Below are 18,981 nucleotides of genomic sequence, written 5' to 3' on the forward strand. Positions count from 1 at the left end.
GCTGCGGTGCGGGTCGGCTACGTCCACCATAGTTTCACTGCAGATTAACTGGAAATTCTTCAAAAAGAAGATTCTAAACATACTATACGAGGAGTGATGATGGTGAATCATTCGGAATTTAGAACGGATACACGCGTGATTCGAAAAGGTACCGGAAGTTCTTTGCGGGAATTGAAAGCGGATACCTGTATCGTGGGAGCAGGTATCGCCGGCGTTTCAGCTGCTCTGGAGGCAGCACGTCTGGGACACCACGTTGCCTTGATTGACAGCTTGCCTGCTCTGGGGGGCCAAGCGGTAAACTCGATCATCGGTGCCTTTTGCGGTCTGTTTGCCAACGGCCGCGACGGCTACCAATTGACCCATGGCATCGCCGACGACATTCTCCGTGATCTGGGCACCGCGGGGGCGCTGCATTATCGCAAAAACGGATTTTGGACAACAGTCGTGTATGATGAGGTAGCCTTGTCCCGTTGGATTGAAAATGCAGTATATTCTGCGGGAATCACATTGATTCTTGGCGCCGTCTTACGGGGAGTGAGCAATGAAGACAGACGCATACGTTATATTGATCTTGCCACACGTTATGGTGACGTACGCCTGGCTGCAAACGCTTTCGTTGATGCGACGGGGGATGCGGCTCTGGCTTGGCATGCGGGACTTCCATGCCGTGAGCCGGAGAAGGGTACGGTTTACGGTTCCCATATGGTGGTCGTTGAAGGAATCAACGAAGAAAAGTATCCGGAAAGAGAAGAAATTTCAAGACGGCTTAAGGAACGGGCCGGGGATTACGGGCTTGTACGCAGGGATGGTTTCGCCTTTGCCTTCCCGGGACGCGGTACGGCGCTTGTGAACATGACACATGTGGAGACACCGTTGGAACCTGTGGCGGCAGCTGCGAAAGCTATCGAAGGAAAGGCTCAGGCTGATAAAACCGTGCAATTTTTAAAGCGTGAATTTCCTGAAGCTTTCGGCAATGCCCGCGTGCGCAGTTACGGGCTTCCCGGGATTCGCCAAACGCGCTGGATCGTCGGGAGGCAGCAGCTCACGATCGACGATGTGCGCACAGGCAGGCGTTTCCCGGATGCCATTGCACGAACGGGATGGGCTCTTGAGCTTCATGACCGGCTGGAAGGCTACGCTTGGGAGGCATTTTCTGAGGACCATGTTCATTACGTGCCAATGGGGAGTCTGACACCACCCGACGTTGACAATCTGGTCGCGGTTGGCCGCTGCATCGACGGGGATCTTGCCGCTTTATCCAGCGTTCGGGTAATGGGACCTTGTATTGCAATGGGTGCTGCAGCGGCACACGCGCTAGACCTTGCGGGCACAGGCAGCGTGCATCAAATCGACAACGCTGCTTTGCAAGAGCGGGTAAAGGATAACGTGATACGAACCGATTGAATAAGCGCAGCAGAACCAATGGGGCTGAGCCATTTTCTTAATATAGTAAGCAAAGGGGAAGCTATCCTATGAAAAAGAAGCTGAGGAGTACTTTTGAGCCTGGAAGTGCAAGATGGGCATTAAGGCGGGCAGAATGGGGAGTGCTCGGTGTCACAGAGGAGGACATGGAAAAGCCGAAGATTGCAATTGTGAACTCCTCTTCCGATCTGGCGGCCTGCTTTGCCCATCTTGACGGTATTGCTGCGAAGATGAAAGAAGCCATCCGCTCCGCTGGCGGAGTCCCGTTTGAGGTACGCACGGCGGCGCCCGTCGATTTCGTCACTAGCGCGGGCCACAGAGGCGGTTATATTCTTTCTGCCCGGGATTTAATCGTAAACGACATAGAGGTCGCAGTGGAAGGGGCGATGTTGGACGGCATGGTTTGCCTGGTGTCATGCGACAAAACGGTGCCGGGGCAGTTGATGGCGGCAGGACGGCTTAACATTCCAACCATCGTAGTCGCTTGCGGTTATCAGCCGAGCGGACGATATCGGGGCGAACATATGGATATTGAGGATCTTTGGATAAATGCCGTACATCGGGAAACCGGACGAAATCAGATAACAGTATCGGAGCTGAACGAGATGAGTGAGAACGCCATTCTTGGACCTGGAGTATGTGCAGGAATGGGAACTGCAAATACCATGCATATCGTTTGCGAGGCTCTAGGGATGGCTCTCCCCGGAAGCACACCTGTATTAGCCAATAGTCCGAAGATGTGGAACACGGTGCGGCAAGCTGGCGAAAGAATTGTGCAAATGGTATGGGACGACGACTTGAAGCCCCGCGATATCCTCACACCGGAAGCCTTTGCGAATGCTGTGATGGTGGTGCTGTCGGTGAGCGGTTCGATCAATTCGGTAAAGCATCTTCAGGCATTGGCCAAAGAAGCTCAGTGCGAAGTGGATGTTTACCGTTTGTTCGAACAATATGCCGATAACATTCCGCTTCTGAGCGCCATCCGCCCCAACGGTGAGCATACGATCGAGGAGTTTGAGGCTTCCGGCGGCGCAAGAGCGGTAATGAAGCAGCTTGAACGGTTTCTTTGCAAAAACGCAATGACGGTAACGGGCCAAACCGTGGAAGAAAACCTCCGTAATGCAGTGGTGGCCAACGAGGAAATTATCCGTCCGGTGGATAGAGCGCTCGCCGAAAGGCCCTCTATTGTACTTGTACGGGGATCTCTCTCGCCGGACACCGGAATCGTCAAGCTCGCGGTTGCCGATGATCGAAAACTTCAGTTTACCGGTCCGGCGATCGTGTTCAATTCAACTCAGGAAGCTGTCGACGCCGTGAACAAAGACGAGGTCAAACCGGGTCAAGTGGTCGTACTCAGAGGGCTCGGCCCCAAAGGTACTCCTGGGATGGGAGTGGTCACCGCCCTGGTCTTCGCTCTTGATGGAAAGGGGTTAGGAGAACAGGTGGCGCTAGTGCATGACGGACAGCAATCGGGATTGTCCAACAAGGGAATCGTGGTTGCCGAAGTTTCCCCTGAGGCGGCCGATGGCGGGCCAATGTCGCTTGTGGAAAATGGAGATATGATCTCGATCGATGTGGAAAAGCGATTCGTCAATCTCGATGTGCCGGAAAGTGAGCTTGCGGTGAGGCGTTCGCGCCTGGAGAACAAACCCGTGACGGACGAACGCGGATGGCTTGCAATCTATCGGCGCTTGGTCCAGCCATTGCCCCAGAGTGGCGGCATTCTCGCAGATCATAGAATGGAGGCCATAAAATGAAACTGACCGATGACGAAAAAGCAATGCTTGATGGCAAGGAAGGCTCGGCCAAACAGAAGGCGATGGACTTACTCGTCCGTTACGGGAACGCTTTGGGAGCGGAGAGGCTGGTCGACACCAACAACGTGTGCGGTACGGTAGTGGCGACAAATCCCTTTATGCGGGAATTTGCGGCCAAAGCAGGAGGCTTTGATGCGGTATTCTCCGAGTTCAACCTGGATAGTTCAGAGGTCGTCGAAATTCCTATGGTCAAGGCCCACACCTGCCAGCTTATTCAGTCTTTTGATCAGGATCTCTGGGAAATCCAGGGGATTTCCCAAGATCGTTACGAGTTAAGTCAAAAAAATGAGGCCTTTAGCGCCGGGATCGGCGTACAACTGATGAGTACCTGTACGCCATATCAGGTTGGGAATGTGCCGGTTAAGGGCGAGCATTGCGCATGGATGGAATCCTCCGCGGTTGTGTACATTAACTCGGTGCTGGGGGCTCGCTCCAATGTGGAAGGACGAGAAAGCACCGGAGCCGCCATGCTAACCGGAAAGATCCCGTATTGGGGCTATCATCTTGACGAAAATCGCCTGGGTACGGATTTGGTGGAAGTCGAATGGGATGTCCAAAGCATGATGGATTGGGGACTCCTGGGTTACTACATTGGCGAGGTGGTGGGGGAACGGATTCCGGTCTTAAGCGGTGTCCGGCATGTACCGAATCTTTACCGGATCAAGCATTTCGGGGCGTCGGCCGCATCATCGGGCGGAGTCGAGCTGTTCCACATCCCCGGAATAACGGCAGAAGCCAATTCGCTGGAGGAGGCTTTCGGAAAAAAGAAGCCAAAGTTCAGCTTCAAGTTTGGGAAGGCGGAAAGGCAAAAAGCATACGAACATTTAAATCACTCGGCAAAGGATAAAGAAGTAGATTTTATTATGCTTGGCTGTCCACACGCGTCGATTGAACAAATTTGGGAAATCTGCAAGCTGTTGAATGGCAAACGCGTAAACCGCGATACGATGCTATGGATTTTCACGCCGAGATCCATTAAGCAGTTGGCCGACCGAAACGGGTATACCAAAATCATAAGCGACGCCGGAGGGGTCTTGATGAGCGATTCTTGTCCGGCTGTAGGGCAACTGCTGCCCAAGGGAACAAAGGTGGTTGCCACGGATTCAGCCAAGCAGGCACACTATTTGCCGGCGTGAAAAACGTTGACCCAATACTAATCAAAGCGGCGGTAACATTCGGTTCAAATCATTTAAGTGTCATCCGCAAGGTCACTCTGCCTGCGTCATTGCCCACCATTTTTGCAGGGTTAAAGCTGGCTGCGGGAAATTCCCTCCTGTTGCTCGTTGCAGCGGAAATGATCGCGGCGGATAAAGGGATAGGTTCGATGATTCTGCATTATGGCAATCTGATGATGACGACGAATTTGATGGTCGGAGTCTTGCTTCTTTCCCTGCTTGGCCTGGTGTTTAACCGATCGTTAGAACGGTTGGAGCGCAAACTGCTGCCTTGGAAATAACCTCCTGTAAAGGATAACATGTCATTGGGGAAGGTTTCCGATGAAAACCGATCGTCTGGACTAGTATTTGAAAAGGAAAAAAACGGGAGACAGGGAAAACCGGTCTCCCATTTTTGTTCAATGACCTTTGCGGGAATTTTTGTGGCAAGAACATCAAAGGGGGGGATTGTTGAGACATCATTGTTTGTGTCATTGGACTTGTATGATGTCGGGGACAAACAACATAAATACATTAAGATCCGCGCGCTGCGCGGCTTTTTCAGATTAAGGATATCTTTTTGTCCTTAGTGTTTGCATAATCCGCTTTTAGAAAAAGTTGTTGATTATTTTGGAAAGGTGTGTTAAATTGAAATCGTCAAGCGATATTGTATACAATTATATATAATTAATGTCATTAAAACAGATATTACAGTATACAATTTGAAAATGGATCGAATGATATTTCGTCAACATTGGTTAAAATGAAGAATTTAGAACATAATTGTATACATGAGTTGAAATTCAAATGGAGTGTGTAAAGTGAAGAGAGAAGCAATGGCTAACAAAGATCAGGGCAATTCGAGGTTTAGTGTGGTCTATGAAACATTAAAGAAAAAGATTGTGGAAGGCGATTTGCCTTCGAATACACCCTTGGTCGAGGAAAAACTGGCCAAGGAATATCAGGTGAGCAGGACGCCCATCAGGGAAGCGATCAGGCATCTGGTCCAGGATGGTTTGGTCGAGTTTTTTCCAAGAAGAGGGGCCTTGGTTAAAGAAATAACGGTAAAAGATCTTGAGGAAATTTTTACTGTAAGAGAAGCGCTTGAAGGGATTAGCGCCAGAATTGCGGCAAGTGTGATCAATGAACAAAAGATAGCCTTGTTGCAAGAGACGCTGGAAAAGGCCGATCAAGAACTTGAAAGCGGAAACAAGGAGCAGTCATTTGAGTTGGGAAACCAATTGCATGAGATTGTCCTTGACGTGGCGGGCAACCAGAAGGTTTTGACGATCGTTTCCGATTTTAAAAACCAAATTCAGAGATTTCATTATTTTTCCAACCATATTCCCGGAAGATTGGAATTATCCAATAAGGAACATTGGGAAATATTTGAGGCTATTCAAGCCAGAGATGGTGAGCTTGCGGAGCGCAGAATGAGAAAACATGTGAGAGGAACCAAAGAATCCATCCTATTTGCAGTGAAAAATAATATTAAAACCATATGAAATGGAATGCCCCCAACTCTGTATCGTAAAAGTGGAAACGGACGATGGGCTCGTGAGGTGGGGGAGGGATATGGTCCTCCCGTACCTGTGGTGTCGAGGACCGAGCGGGTTACCGCGAGGTCAGATCTTCAACAAGCATTGCCATTGCGGGAGGTGAGTGCGAGTTTACTGGTGTAGATATAGCCCAACCGGATATTTGCGTTTCCGGAGGTTTTTCCGAATGGATGAAAATACAGGCACTGGCCTCCAGCTTCGGCGTAACGGTCATCCCCCATGTATGGGGGTCGGGAATCGCCCTGGCAGCGGCGCTTCATGTATTGGCATCGATCCCGCCAAGTCCGCATACGGCACATCCCGTTCCGCTGCAAAATGAACCGATCGTCGAGTACGATCGAAACCCTAATCCTCTCCGAGATGAACTTTTAACAACACCGATCACTTGCAAAAAGGAAAACTGCCGGTTCCCCATAATCCCGGACTGGGAATTGAAGTCAATTTAAATGTGGTATCAAATCGTTGTCACCCTGAAATGAAAGGGCTTACAATCCAAACTATTTTTTGAAAGCGGATTCTTGGGGTGTATAAAGCGCTTTCTTTGTTCATGTGAACCATGTCTGACGGTGAGAACAAGCAAACGGCGATGAAGCCCTGATCAAGGCATCCTGGCTCGCCGTCCGTCGGCGGTCCGCAAAGCGGCTGTAGAGCATCGTCCCGATGCGGAAGAATGTGAAACCGTAGAGCATTTTAAGGAGGTGGAAGTCATGTAACCGCAAGGAATGACCACGTCCATAACGGGAAGTAAGGCTCGAACTCAACTCTAAATTTCTAAAATTCAGGAGGAGGAATTCGCATGTCGTCTTTGAAATTCACGCTGGAAAATATTGATAAGGTCATTGACAGAAGTGTTATGGTTGCGCCGGAGATCGATCCGAAGCGCGCGACGTTGCTCGTAATGGATATGCAGCCCGTATGCACCGATCCCGATGGTGCGCTGGCCATTCCCAGCGTGGGGGGCGCCCCGAGCGGAAAGGACACGGTCGAACCGGTCGAGCGGGTCGTCAAGCGGTTCCGTGAAGAAGGCAGTCCGGTCATCTGGTCTCAGTGGGGCCTGAGTCCTGAGGGTCTGGATAAGGGCATCTGCGCTTTGAAATGGCCGGCCTTGAATCCGGGCACGCCGGAGTCGGCCGCAAGCTGGGGGAACCCTCAGACAGACCATTTTGCAGGCGAGCTGGAACCCCGGGAAGGCGAACCGGTCTTGCGGAGAAGCCGCTTCAGCGTCTTCGTGGGCACGCAGCTTGAAGAATACCTGCGGGAGCTGGGAACGGAGTTTCTGGTGATCGCCGGGATCACCTCGGCGAACTGCGTCCACGCCACCACGATCGACGCATGGAACAGAACTTACAAGGTTATCGTGCTGGCAGACTGCACGACCGCGGTCCCTAGTCCCCATACGCACGATGTGCCTCTGGGGTACGGGCAGCACTGGGAAGCGCTGCGGAATATCCAAATGAACTACGGCGACGTAATCACAAGCGGGGAGCTCTTCGAAAGGCTGGAAGCTGCCAAGAAGCCCGGCAAATACCAGAGAGCGTAATGCTCACCCGGACGGGGAACGGCAACAGCCTGCTTGGGTGCGTGCTAGATGAATTGATAATGAAAGTGAATGGAAGGGAGCGAAAGCTATGAGGTTAAACGGCAGGCGCGTTGCGCTGCTGATCGAGGATGATTACCAGGAGCTGGAGGCTTGGTATCCGGTACTCCGGCTGCAAGAGGAGGGTGCGACGGTCGTCATCGTCGGATCGGGCAGGAAATCTACTTATCACAGCAAGCTCGGCTATCCAATCACAGCGGACCGGTCCGCGGATGAGGTCAAGGCGGATGAGTTCGATGCGGTGGTGATTCCCGGCGGGTTCGCCCCGGATCACATGCGGCTCTCCCGGCCGATGGTGAATCTCGTCCGCAAGGCGTACGAGTCCGGGAAGCTGACGGCGGCGATCTGCCATGGCGGATGGATGCTCGCGTCGGCGGGTGCGGTGCGCGGGCGGCGGGTGACGGGCTATCTGCCGATTCGCGACGACGTGGTCAACGCCGGGGGCGAGTGGGTAGATGCAGAGGTCGTATGCGACGGGAACGTGATTACGTCCCGAACGCCTGAGGACCTGCCGGCCTTCGCCCGGGAAATCGTCAAGTACCTGGAACGGGCGTCGGTGAGCAGCAGCTTCTAAGCTGGCACGCAGGACGGCGCACGTGGCTGCGATGAACCGATGGACGAGGACTGGTACCGCCATCCGTCCGAGGCAGTGGGCGCAGCTGTGAAACAGTTGAATGATCACCATCACCCGCGAAATCGATGGGGGCGCAGCGAGAACCATCCCTTTCGCGGGAACGAATTCGTCTGCAAAGGGGAAGATAGGATATGACGTATGTAAAGAAGCCCGAACCGGTCGACGTGTGTATCGTGGGGGCAGGTGCAACCGGCGCCACGACCGCTAAGGTTCTGGCAGAAGCAGGCTTGAAAGTCGTGGTGTTGGAGAAAGGTCCCCGGATGAAGCCGGAGAACTTCTCGGGTGACGAACTTAAGTATGTTAACCGGAACTACCTTTGGCCGGATCCGAAGATCAGCCCGAGGACCGTGCGGCCGGATGAACACACGAAAGCGAAACGGTTCCAGTTTTCCCCTACGCCGCAGATGGTCGGCGGTGGTACGGTGCATTGGGCCGGATGGGTCCCGCGTCCGTTGGAATGCGACTTTAAAATGCACACTTTGCATGGCGATATTGAAGGCGCCAGCCTTGCGGATTGGCCGATCACCTATGATGATCTCGAGCCCTACCTCACCAAGGTCGAGTGGGAGTTCGGTATCTCCGGCCTTGCTGAAGCAAACAAGTATGAACCGCGCCGGAGCAAAGGATATCCTACCCCGCCGCTGCCACCGACGAGGTTTGGGAAGAAATTCTACGAGGGGAGCAAGAAGCTCGGGATCAATGCGTTCCCGATTCCACATGCCATCATCACGAAACCCCATAAGGGGAGGACTCCGACGAACTGGACGGGATTCTGGAATCAGTACGGCGACCCGGGAACCACTCGGTCGAGCACATTGACTACCTTTATCCCCGAAGCCCTGGCGACGGGACGGTGCGATCTGCGAACCGGATGCTACATCCGTGAAATCACCCTGCATAAAGACGGTCGTGCCAAAGGGGTAATCTACTTCGATTCGGAAGGGCGCGAGGTCGAACAGGAGGCCGGTATCGTAGTTTTGTGCCCTGGTGCCATAGAATCGGCACGGCTGCTGCTGCTGTCCAAGTCCAACCTGTTTCCGGACGGCTTGGCGAACAGCAGCGGACTGGTCGGAAAGAACGCCACCTTCCACGAATACGCGTTCGCGACCGGCCTCTTCGACAAAGAAGTGCACGATCCTCTTTACGGGTTTGCCGGTCACTACATCAGCGGAGGATCGATGCAGTTCTACGAGACCGATGAGAAGAGAGGGCACATCGGCGGTTGTATCCTCGCTGCGTCGCAAGTAGGACACCCGATCAACTGGGTTTTCCCGGGCAGGCCGGAGTGGGGGATGGCCATGAAGGATGCGGACCGCGACTTCTACAACTACTCCATGAAGATCGGGATTATCCTTCAGGATCTGCCTCAAGAGTCCAACCGAGTGGACCTGGACCCCGAGGTCAAGGATGCTTGGGGAATGCCGGTTGCGCGGATTACGTACAAACCGCACTCGAACGATATTCGCATGGCAAAATGGATGATCAACAAAAACGCGGAGATCCTTGAAGCTGCAGGGGCGTCGAAAACCATCAAAGTCATTCCCGAAAACTCGTTGACCGGCAACACTTGCCACCAGCATGGTACCGCGCGGATGGGCAATGATCCCTCCAAGAGCGTGCTCAACAAGTGGTGCCAAGCCCACGATGTCGAGAACCTCTACATCCTGGACGGGAGCAGCTTCCCAACGTCCCTGGGGGTTAATCCGACGCTCACGATGATGGCTAACGCCTGGCGGTGCTCCGAGTATATCGCCGAAATCCATGCCAAAGGCCGCCAGAAACGGCAAGCCGCCGGGTTATAACATAGAGGAGGTAGGTTTCATGACAAGCAAAGCAGATTGGCCCGTCATGGGGTCTCCAGTGGATCACGAATCCAACAAGCCTTTGTTCTTCGAGCAGCATGAGTGGGAGACGATCGAAGCCGCGACTGCCCGGATCATTCCAACTGACCACGACCCCGGCGCTCGGGAGGCTGGCGTGGTCCGCTTCATCGACCATTACCTTTCGGGCATTGACTACATCTATGCAGCTGCCGACGGAAGCGGATTTCTGATGCTGGAGGGCAAAGAGGCCGATGCCTGGCGGGAGCGTATCGCCGAAATGCAGGAGAACTACCGTCAGGGGATCCGGAAACTGGACGAAATCTCCCGCGAGAAGTTCGGCGCCGCTTTCAAGGACTTGAGCGACGACCGGCAGGATGAGGTTCTGGTGGCCCTTTCAGGGAGGCCGCAGCCGCAGCCCATTTCCCTCACTACGGAAGGGGACCACAGTACCTTTCTTCAGGGCTCGTTCGACGAGGGCATGGACTTCTTCAGTGCTTTGGTGCTCCACACCCGGCAGGGGTTTTATTGCGACCCGGTCTACGGGGGCAACAAGGATCATGTCAACTGGAAGGTCATCGGGTTCCCAGGCCCTAAATCCTTGTCCGACACCAACACCTGCAAGTACAGCGTCCAGGAGTACTACGTCGAAGATTACGACTGGGCCGATCTGATCCCTTACCTGAAAGAGAGGGAGAATTCAGCAAAAGGCGAAGAAGAAAAGCAAGGAGAGCAGCAATGAAGCTTCCTGTTGAAACAGCCTTTCAGATGGGGTGGCACTAGAGTGGCCGTTGCGCGGGTATGGCAGCGAGCCGGGAAATGAGAAGCCACTCGGGAGAAGAGTGGCTTCCTCTATTTCAGTTGTTCTAAAGTACAATTTCTCACTCTAAACACATGCTCACAAAGAAGCTCTATATCTTCGTTATGATGGCTGGTTAAGATAATGGTTTTCCCTTCTTGATTTAAACTTTTTAGCAGATTCCTAATATTTTCTACACTATCCACGTCTAACCCGTTAAATGGTTCATCCAGAAGCAAGACATCCTGGTCTTCCATGATCGCCTGTGCAATAGCTAATTTTTGCTTCATTCCAAGGGAATAATGTTTAACCTTTTGTTTTAGAGTGTATTGAAGTCCTACCATTTCCAACGTTTCTTTGATCTTCTCATCAGATATTTTATTTTGTATAGCAGCCAGATACTTCAGGTTTTCAAACCCGGTTTTATCACCTAAGTATCCAGGCTTATCAATGAGGATTCCAAAGTTCTCAGGAAACCTTTTATTTTTCCCAAGCTCTATTCCATTGACCAAAACACTTCCCTGGTCGGGGAAAACAAAACCGCACATCATTTTAAAAAGCACAGATTTCCCGGAACCATTGTGGCCCACAATTCCATATATTTTTCCTTTTTCAAAAGACACGGATACATTCTCAAATAAAGATAATCCCTTGAATGATTTGCTTACATTTCTTAATTCTATTCCATTCATCACTTTCACCTTTCTTTTTATAGGGTATAGTCTTTCTTGTTTAACAGAAATAATAAAATGAAGATTTCAGCCGCAACAAAAGCTGCTAACTGAGCTGACGTTAAATAGATTGAAGAGCTTTCAAGGAGATAACCCATGCTATTTAACCCCATCGGAATGATATTGTGGATTCGAAAGCCCGGCAGCATAAAAATCGTCAGCACTAACATAGTAATAAAGCTTTTTAAGACATCTTTTGTAACAAAAGAGATGAGGATGACTAAAAGCACATAAAAAAGCAGCTGCAAAAACCCGTTAACCATAAAATGATACAGAATTTGGTATACATTCTCCGGAACGGTAAGAGAATATCCTTTTAGCATCCCTATGAACATGGTTACAGCAAGCAGTGCCAGCAATAATAGGATGATTGATTTTAATATTTTGGGGAACCAACTTAAAAACCACTTGTTCATAAAGTGATATCTTATCATGGTATAAAAACTCATTTCCGATAGATGCTGCTGCAATAACAATTGAACAAGATAAACCGCCCCTAAGAAAACGACTACGTAATAAGTAAAGGAGAGAAGGCTAAACCTTTCATTGGTCGTTCCCATAAATGTGCCTATAAAAATGTCCCAAATGGACAAACCCTCATTTGCGTATTTGCCTGTATTCAACCATATCCCCATTAAGCAGAGTAATCCATAAATGAATATTGGCGATTTTTTTATTGCATATTGTTTTATGCTGCTGTGATTTAAATCGATCTTGTTGGCAATAAAGACTAACATCAGCAGAGTTAAGGCGATGATCCCAAAAGGCGCGATTATACTATGAAAAGAAAGTACCCCGTGAAATAAACTCAAATAGTTTACAACGGAAAACCATTTCATGGAGGATGGCAAAACTTTAAAGCCAATAGTACCCCATAGGAACAGCAGTACATTCAAAATATGCAGGATGGACTGCTTCCTATATATTGTAAAAAGGATGCACAGCATAAGCTGAATCGTGATGAGTGTAAACATAAACAAAACAATTTGTAACAATGCTGCGATAAATGGTGTTGCAAAATGTAATTGCAAATGATAAAGAATGTCATTACCAGCTACATTCATTGTGCCAACATCGCTCCAATTCATTGAAAACGGCGTATTTATTGAAGTGATGAGCAAAGATCCAATGAGTATAGCCATAAAGAAAATATTAATAAAGAGCAGTTCCCATAACTTTTTAGAAATCCACTTCCTATATGAGCCCAACCGTATAAGCATCGTGTATTCAAATGTATTATTGATATAAAGCGTAGATACGAACACAATGAGTGGGAAAAAATAATACAGGATAAAGTATGGATGACTTGCCGGTATCAATACATAATCCCAAAAGTTAGCGGAAACGTTGTATTCCTGCTCGAAAAGCGGCATCGACAGTCTGCCACTTAAGGAATATAGGATAATCGGGATAGCAGCAAACAACCATTTCCATGAAATTAATTTCACTTGAACTTTCATCATTCATCAGCCCAAACGATCTGCTTCGTTTTTATCAGAGTTAGCAAAATAACGATGACTAGAATCAAAGCTGTAAAAGGAACAAATACTGTCCAGATCGGCTGAGGAGTTATTCCAAATGGAAAAACGGTATAAATCGGTGAAAATTTTTCTAATCCGGATATCCCGGTAACATAGTGCCCAACAAACCACCACAAAAATGGAATGGATAAAGCAACGAACTTGTTATTAATGTATATTGAAAGCAAATAACCCATCGTTACATAAAGTGCCCCATGGATGGCAACCCATAGTGAATACACTGCGCCATAAAGAAAAAAGGATTTTTCAGCTAAAAATTCAAACGTTCCGACCCGAACAAGTTCGAAATATTCTGTTGTATACTGGATCATATTAAAAAGCGGGTCTACATATTGAATGAATAAAAAGGGAATAAATATCATCAGGAAAGCGACAACAAAAGCCACAATAGCACTTGCAAGTCCCTTTGCAACAACATAATCGGATAAATCAGTCCTTGGCTGTACATAGGAAAGGAAATGATCTTTCTTTTCCTTGGCATAGGAGCTCGCAAGCAGTGGAACTAACAATGCCGGAAATAATAACGAGATGGCCGAGGTCTCAAATAACCGGGAATGTACCTCCATAGGTCTAAAAAAGACGTATGCGCCGTTGATTAAAGGTAAACCGACGAGAAGCGGCAAAAATATAAAAGCCAGGCTAATCATTACAACCTTTATCGATAACCTTTTTTTAAGTTCGATGGCTAATAAATGTTTCAACGTATTCACTTTCCTTTCTGCAGCCATTTTTGCTTTTCAAAATAGATCAAAATTGATCTACTGTAGCGCCCAATACGGCTGCTCTGATAAATGGTTGATTTTTAAGCGTAAGAAGGCTTTCTCTAGTCCCTGTCACTACGGCTCCAATAATTAAACCGTCTTTTTTGTTTTTTTCTATGGCGTTATAGATCCTTTGATATTCAGAAATATAATAATCCTTTTGTTCTATAGCCGTTTTGACGAATCGGATAAAATCCTCTTCGGTTTGTTTTTGTGCCGGATCATTGGCGGTTAAACCATCTCTATAACGATCAAACCCGTAACTGGTTTCCGCTCTTAACGGTTGTTGATCGTCATGAAATCCTGCCAATTCTTCAGCATCCATCGTATTAACCCAATACCAGGTCACATGAACTTCATCCGGCAATAAGCGCTCCACTTCCTCCAAGGCATACGATTTATCGAAAGATAATCCGATTTCAATGTATTTGTCATTTGGAATAGCCGGAAGTACCGTCAAATCGTTAATTATCGATGTATACGGAAGAGAGGGATGATAAAACAGCAGTTCCCGTTCTCCGGTTTGTTTGTTGAAAACCCTGCTTGTACCATTGGATTCATAGATTTGTACATCTTCATGGCTGCCGAACCTTTTCGACATCGTTCCAAAAATGGAGTATTCCATATTCACGGTACCCCAGGGGATGATCCGGTCTTCCATTTTTTTAACTAACATGTATTCCATCTCACCTTTAAACAAACGTGGCTGAAATTGCGCACTTATAATATAGGTGTTCGGTCCTGAAATTTTTTTCAAATGTTCTCTGCTTGCCAGTGCATGATAGCCTTGTTCATTTAAAGTATTTCGAATGATAATGTACCCAATGAACAGGAGAATGGCCGCTGCAAAAAAAACTACCGTTGAAGTTATAGCCGTTCGAAGCAGGCTTTTTCGCTGCGCTTTCTTCACGATCGTTTGCAGTTTCTGTGTATCGAACGGTTCGTCCGCTGCGTCAGTGTGATCGTTGTAATGTTCGTTACTCATGGTAGTACCTCCCAAATCTTTTTTTAAAGTGCTGTCTGGCTCTTGCCAAATACGTCTTCACCTTTTCTTCTTTCATATCCAATAAACTTGCGATTTCCTTGTACGATAAATCCAAATCATATTTGAGCAGCAGAAGGTGCTTGTATATATCGCTCATTTGCTGCAGTACTTCATAAATCTTTTTCTTTTCTTCTTGAGCAAGCAGCATGTCCTCAATCAGTTTTTGGTTGGCCGTTAAATTTTCTTCCAATTCGATATGGCTTATTTTTTTCGTTTTCCTTCTCAGATCGTAAAATTGATTCGTCGCGACTTTAAACATCCATGAAGAAAATTTATCCGGTGGAATGGTTTCGATATAAAGGATTGCTTTGTAAAAAGAATCTTGAACGATGTCTTTTGCATCCTCCGGGTTCGCTCCGATTTTCACAAGATAATGATATATCTTGTTCATGACCATTTTGATGACTTCTTCATTGAATCCTTGAACCACCATCCTCATCCTTTCGTTATTACAACGAATCAAAGCTTAAAATGTAAACAAGGGGAGCAAAAAAATAAATTTCATGTCCTATCCAGTATTTCCAACGGGCATTTTCTTTACAACTATAAATCTATAAGAGGGAAGGATGGAGGTTAAATAAATGGGGAAGGTCTGTGGAATGTGGGAAGCGAAGACGTGACTGTCCTAAAGGTACAAATGAGTTTGTCATTACGGATTGACGTATTGTTGAGTAAGATGGTATATTAATGGAAATTAGACGAAAAATAAATTAACGTAATGAACAATATACTACTCACATCCGGGCGGGCACAATCTATATGATGGAAACCGATCGAAATGAAGGAATAATCAATGATTAATTCATTGTTAACTCGCGATTTCGGAATGAAGGAGGACGTATGAATTCTGCCCGTTCATCCTATCTAATTGAGATTTTGGATCGTGCCGTTGCGTTGATTGATGATCGTGGGTGTACGCTTTCCGTATCGGATATCGGTCGTATGGGTGCGGCGCATGGTATTCGAAGCGTACTAAATCAAGCTGCAGAGATAGACTTGATCGATACCTCTCATTTCTTACGCGGTTGTCCTGAAATTCGTCTTCAAACCAATTGTGTTAGTAAATCTGTTTATTCCCTCACAGGCCAGCCTGTCGGTCTGATCACCTCAAATTATTATAAGGAACAGGCTTTAAAACTATTTTCTTTACTTCAAATTCCTCAAGAGTTCCTTTATGTAATGCCGACGGAGGGTGTCGTTGACCAAACGGCTTCACTTCGGGACGCTGTGAACCGTTTTCTCTATCACGGCGCGGAAACGGTTGCCATTTGTATAACACCATTACTAGATCAGCAGTTTCAAGAAGAAGAATTAAAGAAAAAGTTCACCACCCTGTATCCTCCGCATATGTTAGGTTCCATTCCTATAATAATTCCTTTACATCGTGTACAGCAGCTAAGCGAATGGGATCGGCTTGAGTCTGTTGTCGTGAGCGGGTATGTTCGTGGTAACCTTTTGCAACAAGTGAAAGAAGTTAGGCAACTGCTGCGAGAGCACGGATTTACAGACCGATTATTAACTTTTACGGGCGATCATCGTCTGGTTCCAAGCCACCAATGTTATCCTTGGGACATGCTGGCTCATGAGAGACATTGTTTTTTCACCAATATCCGTCAATGGTTGAAAGAGGAGGACGTAAGCGAGGGAATAGCTATCCATATCGATTTATACAAAATTGTAACCGCTATCATTGGCAGAGGGGGGACTTACAAGTCAAGTTCAATTACAGACTGCACGCCACTTCGTGCCTTGTTTCCTCATAACCAAAAGAAGGAGCCGGTACACGACCTTTTGGCTTCCGCCGGATTGTTGCCTGGTCAAGAGGAACAAGTTTATAGCGAAGGAAACGGACCTATTCGCTACTTATCCCAATGGATTCAAGAGCTTGCGAGCTTCGTAAAGAGAAAGATAATGGCTGAAGGAGGGCAATTATTCTCGGATACACCACTTATGGTTTCCGGCACGATCGGCGGTATGGTTGCTTGTCATCTTGCGGATTTGTTAGGGATAAGGAATCTGTCTCTGGCGCTGGGCAGGCCGTTGGTCCCTAATGCCGCAAAGAATTATACTGCAAAAACGATCCGATGGAGTGCAAACAGCGGTTGGCTGTCGTCCCCGAGCATCCAGGGAACTCAGGTCGCCTTGTTAGAAGAAGTGAAAGGTCTTCATTATATAGAGGGGTTCGAGACGGAATGCTTGGTAGCTCCCGGTTGGATCTACAAGCCCGTATCAAGCAGAAGAGCTATGCTCATTCGGAGGTCGCCATGAGAATTCGAATTACGGAAAGCATAGATATTGACTTGAATTCGGAGATGTGGTGCTGTAATCGTTGCGGAATCGAGCTCATAGATGCACGAATGAATTATAAAGAGGGCTGTTTGATCCATGCGAGGGATCCGAAAGAGATTTTCCGCCCTCTTGTCGAAGGCGAAACGTACACCTTTGCCCCCGATTCCGATTGGGCTCGTCTTGTGGAATTTTATTGCCCTGGATGCGGAGTCATGTTTGAGAACGAAATGCTTCCTCCGGGGCATCCAATTACGCACGACATTGAGATCGATTTAGATAAATTAAAGCGAAAACATCAGTCAAATCCTTCCACGAAAGAGGGAGTTGGATGACCTACCGGATCTTTATCGACATCGGCGGCACTTTCGCGGATTGTGTCGTCATTCATCAGCAGGGTATTGTATCCTCTAAACGTCCAAGCGCGCATAATCGAATCGGTGAAGTGCTGGTAAAGGCGCTGCGCGAATGTGCAGACGAGCTGCGCATTGACCTTAGCGAATTATTGTCCAGTACGGAAGAGATCGGATATGCATCAACAGCCGCGTTGAATCAACTTGTAGCACGACAAGGGCCTAAAATTGGACTGTTGACCACAACCGGGGCAGAGGATGCAATCTATATCGGAATGGGAGCGCAATGGATCGATGGGGTACGTGACATCGAACGGGAATCACTGCTGCCGAAGGCACGGAAACCGTCCCCATTAATTCCGCGTGAGCTTTCGGTCGGCATCCTGGAGAGGATGGACTCACGTGGCAACGTCATTCGGCCGTTAGACGAAGAGATGGTTCGCGAGCAGGTGAGCCGCTTAGTAGAGGAAGGGGTGCAAGGCTTTATCGTCTCTTTCTTATGGTCGTTTCTAAACCCGAGCCATGAACTGAGGGTGCGTGAACTCATTAAGGAGGAGTTCCCGGACCACTTATATGCGCTCCCTGTCGTCCTTTCAAGCGAGTCAGCTTCGGTTCGCGGAGAATACCAAAGAACGATGACCGCAGTAATTAATTTATTTTTGATGGAAAATATGCGCTTCCAAATGTACAGTGTGATCGAAGAGCTGCGTAAGCATGGCTTTCGGGGACAGATTTCCCTTGTTCAAAATAATGCAGGGCTAGCCGATGTATGGTCCACTGCTCCTGTTTCCGTATTCAAAGGCGGACCCGCGGCAGGACTGATCGGGGCAACGAATCTGATGAAAAAATATGGCGAAAACATCATTACGACCGATATGGGAGGAACGACGTTTGACGTCGGCGTCATTAGCGCTGGAGAGCCGATGACGAGCGAATTGCGCCCAGTCATCGATTGATGGCTCATTGGAGCCAATATGCTGGAAGTGACGTCGATCGGAGCAGGCAGCGGCACCATTTTCCAAGTGAACCTAGAACGAAACGGTCAGCTTGAAGCGATGCCGCAAAGCGCCGGGTCGGTGCCGGGACCCGCAGCGTACGATCTCGGAGCTAGTGATCCGACGTTGCTGGATGCGGACCTCATCCTGGGATACCTGGATCCTGATACGTTCGCCGGAGGAAAACGGAAGCTGAACCGGGATCGCGCTTATCGCTGCATTAACGAACGAATCGCTCGTCCTCTAGGCATATCTGTCATAGATGCAGCTGCTAGAATGCGGCGCATGGCGAACGATCTTATGGGACACACATTGTTAAAGGAAACATTGATGCGCGGATTCGACCCCAGAGAATTTACCGTTTTTGCATATGGCGGCGCAGGCCCAACACATTGCTGCGACTATACGAGAGTCTTGGATCCCAAACGAATTGTAACGTTTCCTTTTTCGCCTGTATTTTGTGCAAT

Annotated in this window: 17 protein-coding genes and 1 pseudogene; 13 read left to right on the top strand and 5 right to left on the bottom strand. The window is 48.4% G+C overall.

What is annotated here, in order from left to right; genetic code table 11:
- Positions 1 to 96: 96 nt before the first annotated feature.
- The 10 genes from BLT35_RS23480 to BLT35_RS23525 all read left to right on the top strand — a co-directional run bounded on the left by BLT35_RS23480 (position 97) and on the right by BLT35_RS23525 (position 10,745).
- On the top strand, positions 97 to 1,404 hold the full coding sequence (locus BLT35_RS23480) for an FAD-dependent oxidoreductase (protein ID WP_217634743.1): 1,308 nt from the start codon (positions 97 to 99) through the stop codon (positions 1,402 to 1,404).
- A 68-nt stretch (positions 1,405 to 1,472) separates the two neighbouring features.
- On the top strand, positions 1,473 to 3,179 hold the full coding sequence (gene ilvD / locus BLT35_RS23485) for a dihydroxy-acid dehydratase (protein ID WP_062408297.1): 1,707 nt from the start codon (positions 1,473 to 1,475) through the stop codon (positions 3,177 to 3,179).
- Positions 3,176 to 4,375: an aconitase X gene (locus BLT35_RS23490; protein WP_074729902.1), complete on the top strand. Its 1,200-nt coding sequence runs from the start codon at positions 3,176 to 3,178 to the stop codon at positions 4,373 to 4,375. Before ilvD ends, BLT35_RS23490 begins: the two co-directional genes overlap by 4 nt.
- Positions 4,372 to 4,695, top strand: coding sequence for an ABC transporter permease (locus BLT35_RS23495; RefSeq protein ID WP_254777651.1), 324 nt, complete (start codon positions 4,372 to 4,374; stop codon positions 4,693 to 4,695). The genes BLT35_RS23490 and BLT35_RS23495 overlap by 4 nt, the downstream gene beginning before the upstream one ends.
- 534 nt (positions 4,696 to 5,229) lie before the next feature.
- Entirely contained in the window at positions 5,230 to 5,898 is a 669-nt protein-coding gene (locus BLT35_RS23500; RefSeq protein ID WP_054817275.1) for a GntR family transcriptional regulator, read from the top strand.
- Positions 5,899 to 6,041: 143 nt separating this feature from the next.
- Positions 6,042 to 6,398: an enolase C-terminal domain-like protein gene (locus tag BLT35_RS26335; RefSeq protein WP_249929579.1), complete on the top strand. Its 357-nt coding sequence runs from the start codon at positions 6,042 to 6,044 to the stop codon at positions 6,396 to 6,398.
- 452 nt (positions 6,399 to 6,850) lie between these two features.
- Entirely contained in the window at positions 6,851 to 7,492 is a 642-nt protein-coding gene (locus BLT35_RS23510) for a cysteine hydrolase family protein (protein ID WP_256832146.1), read from the top strand.
- Positions 7,493 to 7,580: 88 nt separating this feature from the next.
- A complete protein-coding gene (locus BLT35_RS23515; RefSeq protein WP_054818554.1) occupies positions 7,581 to 8,123 on the top strand; it encodes a type 1 glutamine amidotransferase domain-containing protein in 543 nt (180 codons plus the stop codon).
- Positions 8,124 to 8,314: 191 nt separating this feature from the next.
- On the top strand, positions 8,315 to 9,985 hold the full coding sequence (locus BLT35_RS23520) for a GMC family oxidoreductase (RefSeq protein WP_074729904.1): 1,671 nt from the start codon (positions 8,315 to 8,317) through the stop codon (positions 9,983 to 9,985).
- A 19-nt stretch (positions 9,986 to 10,004) separates the two neighbouring features.
- The gene (locus tag BLT35_RS23525; RefSeq protein WP_074729905.1) at positions 10,005 to 10,745 is read left to right on the top strand and encodes a gluconate 2-dehydrogenase subunit 3 family protein; all 741 of its coding nucleotides are present in this window, start codon (positions 10,005 to 10,007) and stop codon (positions 10,743 to 10,745) included.
- A 110-nt stretch (positions 10,746 to 10,855) separates the two neighbouring features.
- Here the strand turns inward: BLT35_RS23525 and BLT35_RS23530 are convergent, their stop codons facing one another.
- The 5 genes from BLT35_RS23530 to BLT35_RS23550 all read right to left on the bottom strand — a co-directional run bounded on the left by BLT35_RS23530 (position 10,856) and on the right by BLT35_RS23550 (position 15,319).
- Positions 10,856 to 11,494, bottom strand: coding sequence for an ABC transporter ATP-binding protein (locus BLT35_RS23530; RefSeq protein WP_074729906.1), 639 nt, complete (start codon positions 11,492 to 11,494; stop codon positions 10,856 to 10,858).
- Between the two features lie 17 nt (positions 11,495 to 11,511).
- Positions 11,512 to 12,996 (bottom strand): hypothetical protein, encoded by a 1,485-nt coding sequence (locus BLT35_RS23535; protein WP_139170854.1) that lies wholly within the window; start codon positions 12,994 to 12,996, stop codon positions 11,512 to 11,514.
- The gene (locus BLT35_RS23540) at positions 12,993 to 13,802 is read right to left on the bottom strand and encodes an ABC transporter permease (RefSeq protein ID WP_175472047.1); all 810 of its coding nucleotides are present in this window, start codon (positions 13,800 to 13,802) and stop codon (positions 12,993 to 12,995) included. Before BLT35_RS23540 ends, BLT35_RS23535 begins: the two co-directional genes overlap by 4 nt.
- A 19-nt stretch (positions 13,803 to 13,821) precedes the next feature.
- On the bottom strand, positions 13,822 to 14,745 hold the full coding sequence (locus BLT35_RS23545) for an anti sigma factor C-terminal domain-containing protein (RefSeq protein WP_175472048.1): 924 nt from the start codon (positions 14,743 to 14,745) through the stop codon (positions 13,822 to 13,824).
- Positions 14,746 to 14,812: 67 nt separating this feature from the next.
- Positions 14,813 to 15,319: an RNA polymerase sigma factor gene (locus tag BLT35_RS23550; RefSeq protein ID WP_256846954.1), complete on the bottom strand. Its 507-nt coding sequence runs from the start codon at positions 15,317 to 15,319 to the stop codon at positions 14,813 to 14,815.
- Between the two features lie 401 nt (positions 15,320 to 15,720).
- On the opposite strand from BLT35_RS23550, the gene BLT35_RS23555 reads away from it, so the two are divergent.
- From BLT35_RS23555 to BLT35_RS26340, 3 genes and pseudogenes are all read left to right on the top strand, one after another.
- Positions 15,721 to 17,148 carry a hypothetical protein gene (locus BLT35_RS23555; protein WP_074729910.1) on the top strand — a complete coding sequence of 476 codons (1,428 nt, stop codon included), beginning with the start codon at positions 15,721 to 15,723 and terminating at the stop codon, positions 17,146 to 17,148.
- The gene (locus BLT35_RS23560) at positions 17,145 to 17,501 is read left to right on the top strand and encodes an acetone carboxylase subunit gamma (protein ID WP_074729911.1); all 357 of its coding nucleotides are present in this window, start codon (positions 17,145 to 17,147) and stop codon (positions 17,499 to 17,501) included. The genes BLT35_RS23555 and BLT35_RS23560 overlap by 4 nt, the downstream gene beginning before the upstream one ends.
- A pseudogene (locus BLT35_RS26340) lies at positions 17,498 to 18,976 on the top strand (hydantoinase/oxoprolinase family protein); the annotation flags it as partial. The gene BLT35_RS23560 and the pseudogene BLT35_RS26340, both read left to right, overlap by 4 nt.
- Positions 18,977 to 18,981 lie beyond the last annotated feature (5 nt).

It is taken from the genome of Paenibacillus naphthalenovorans (assembly GCF_900099895.1).
Taxonomy (GTDB): Bacteria; Bacillota; Bacilli; order Paenibacillales; family NBRC-103111; genus Paenibacillus_G; species Paenibacillus_G naphthalenovorans.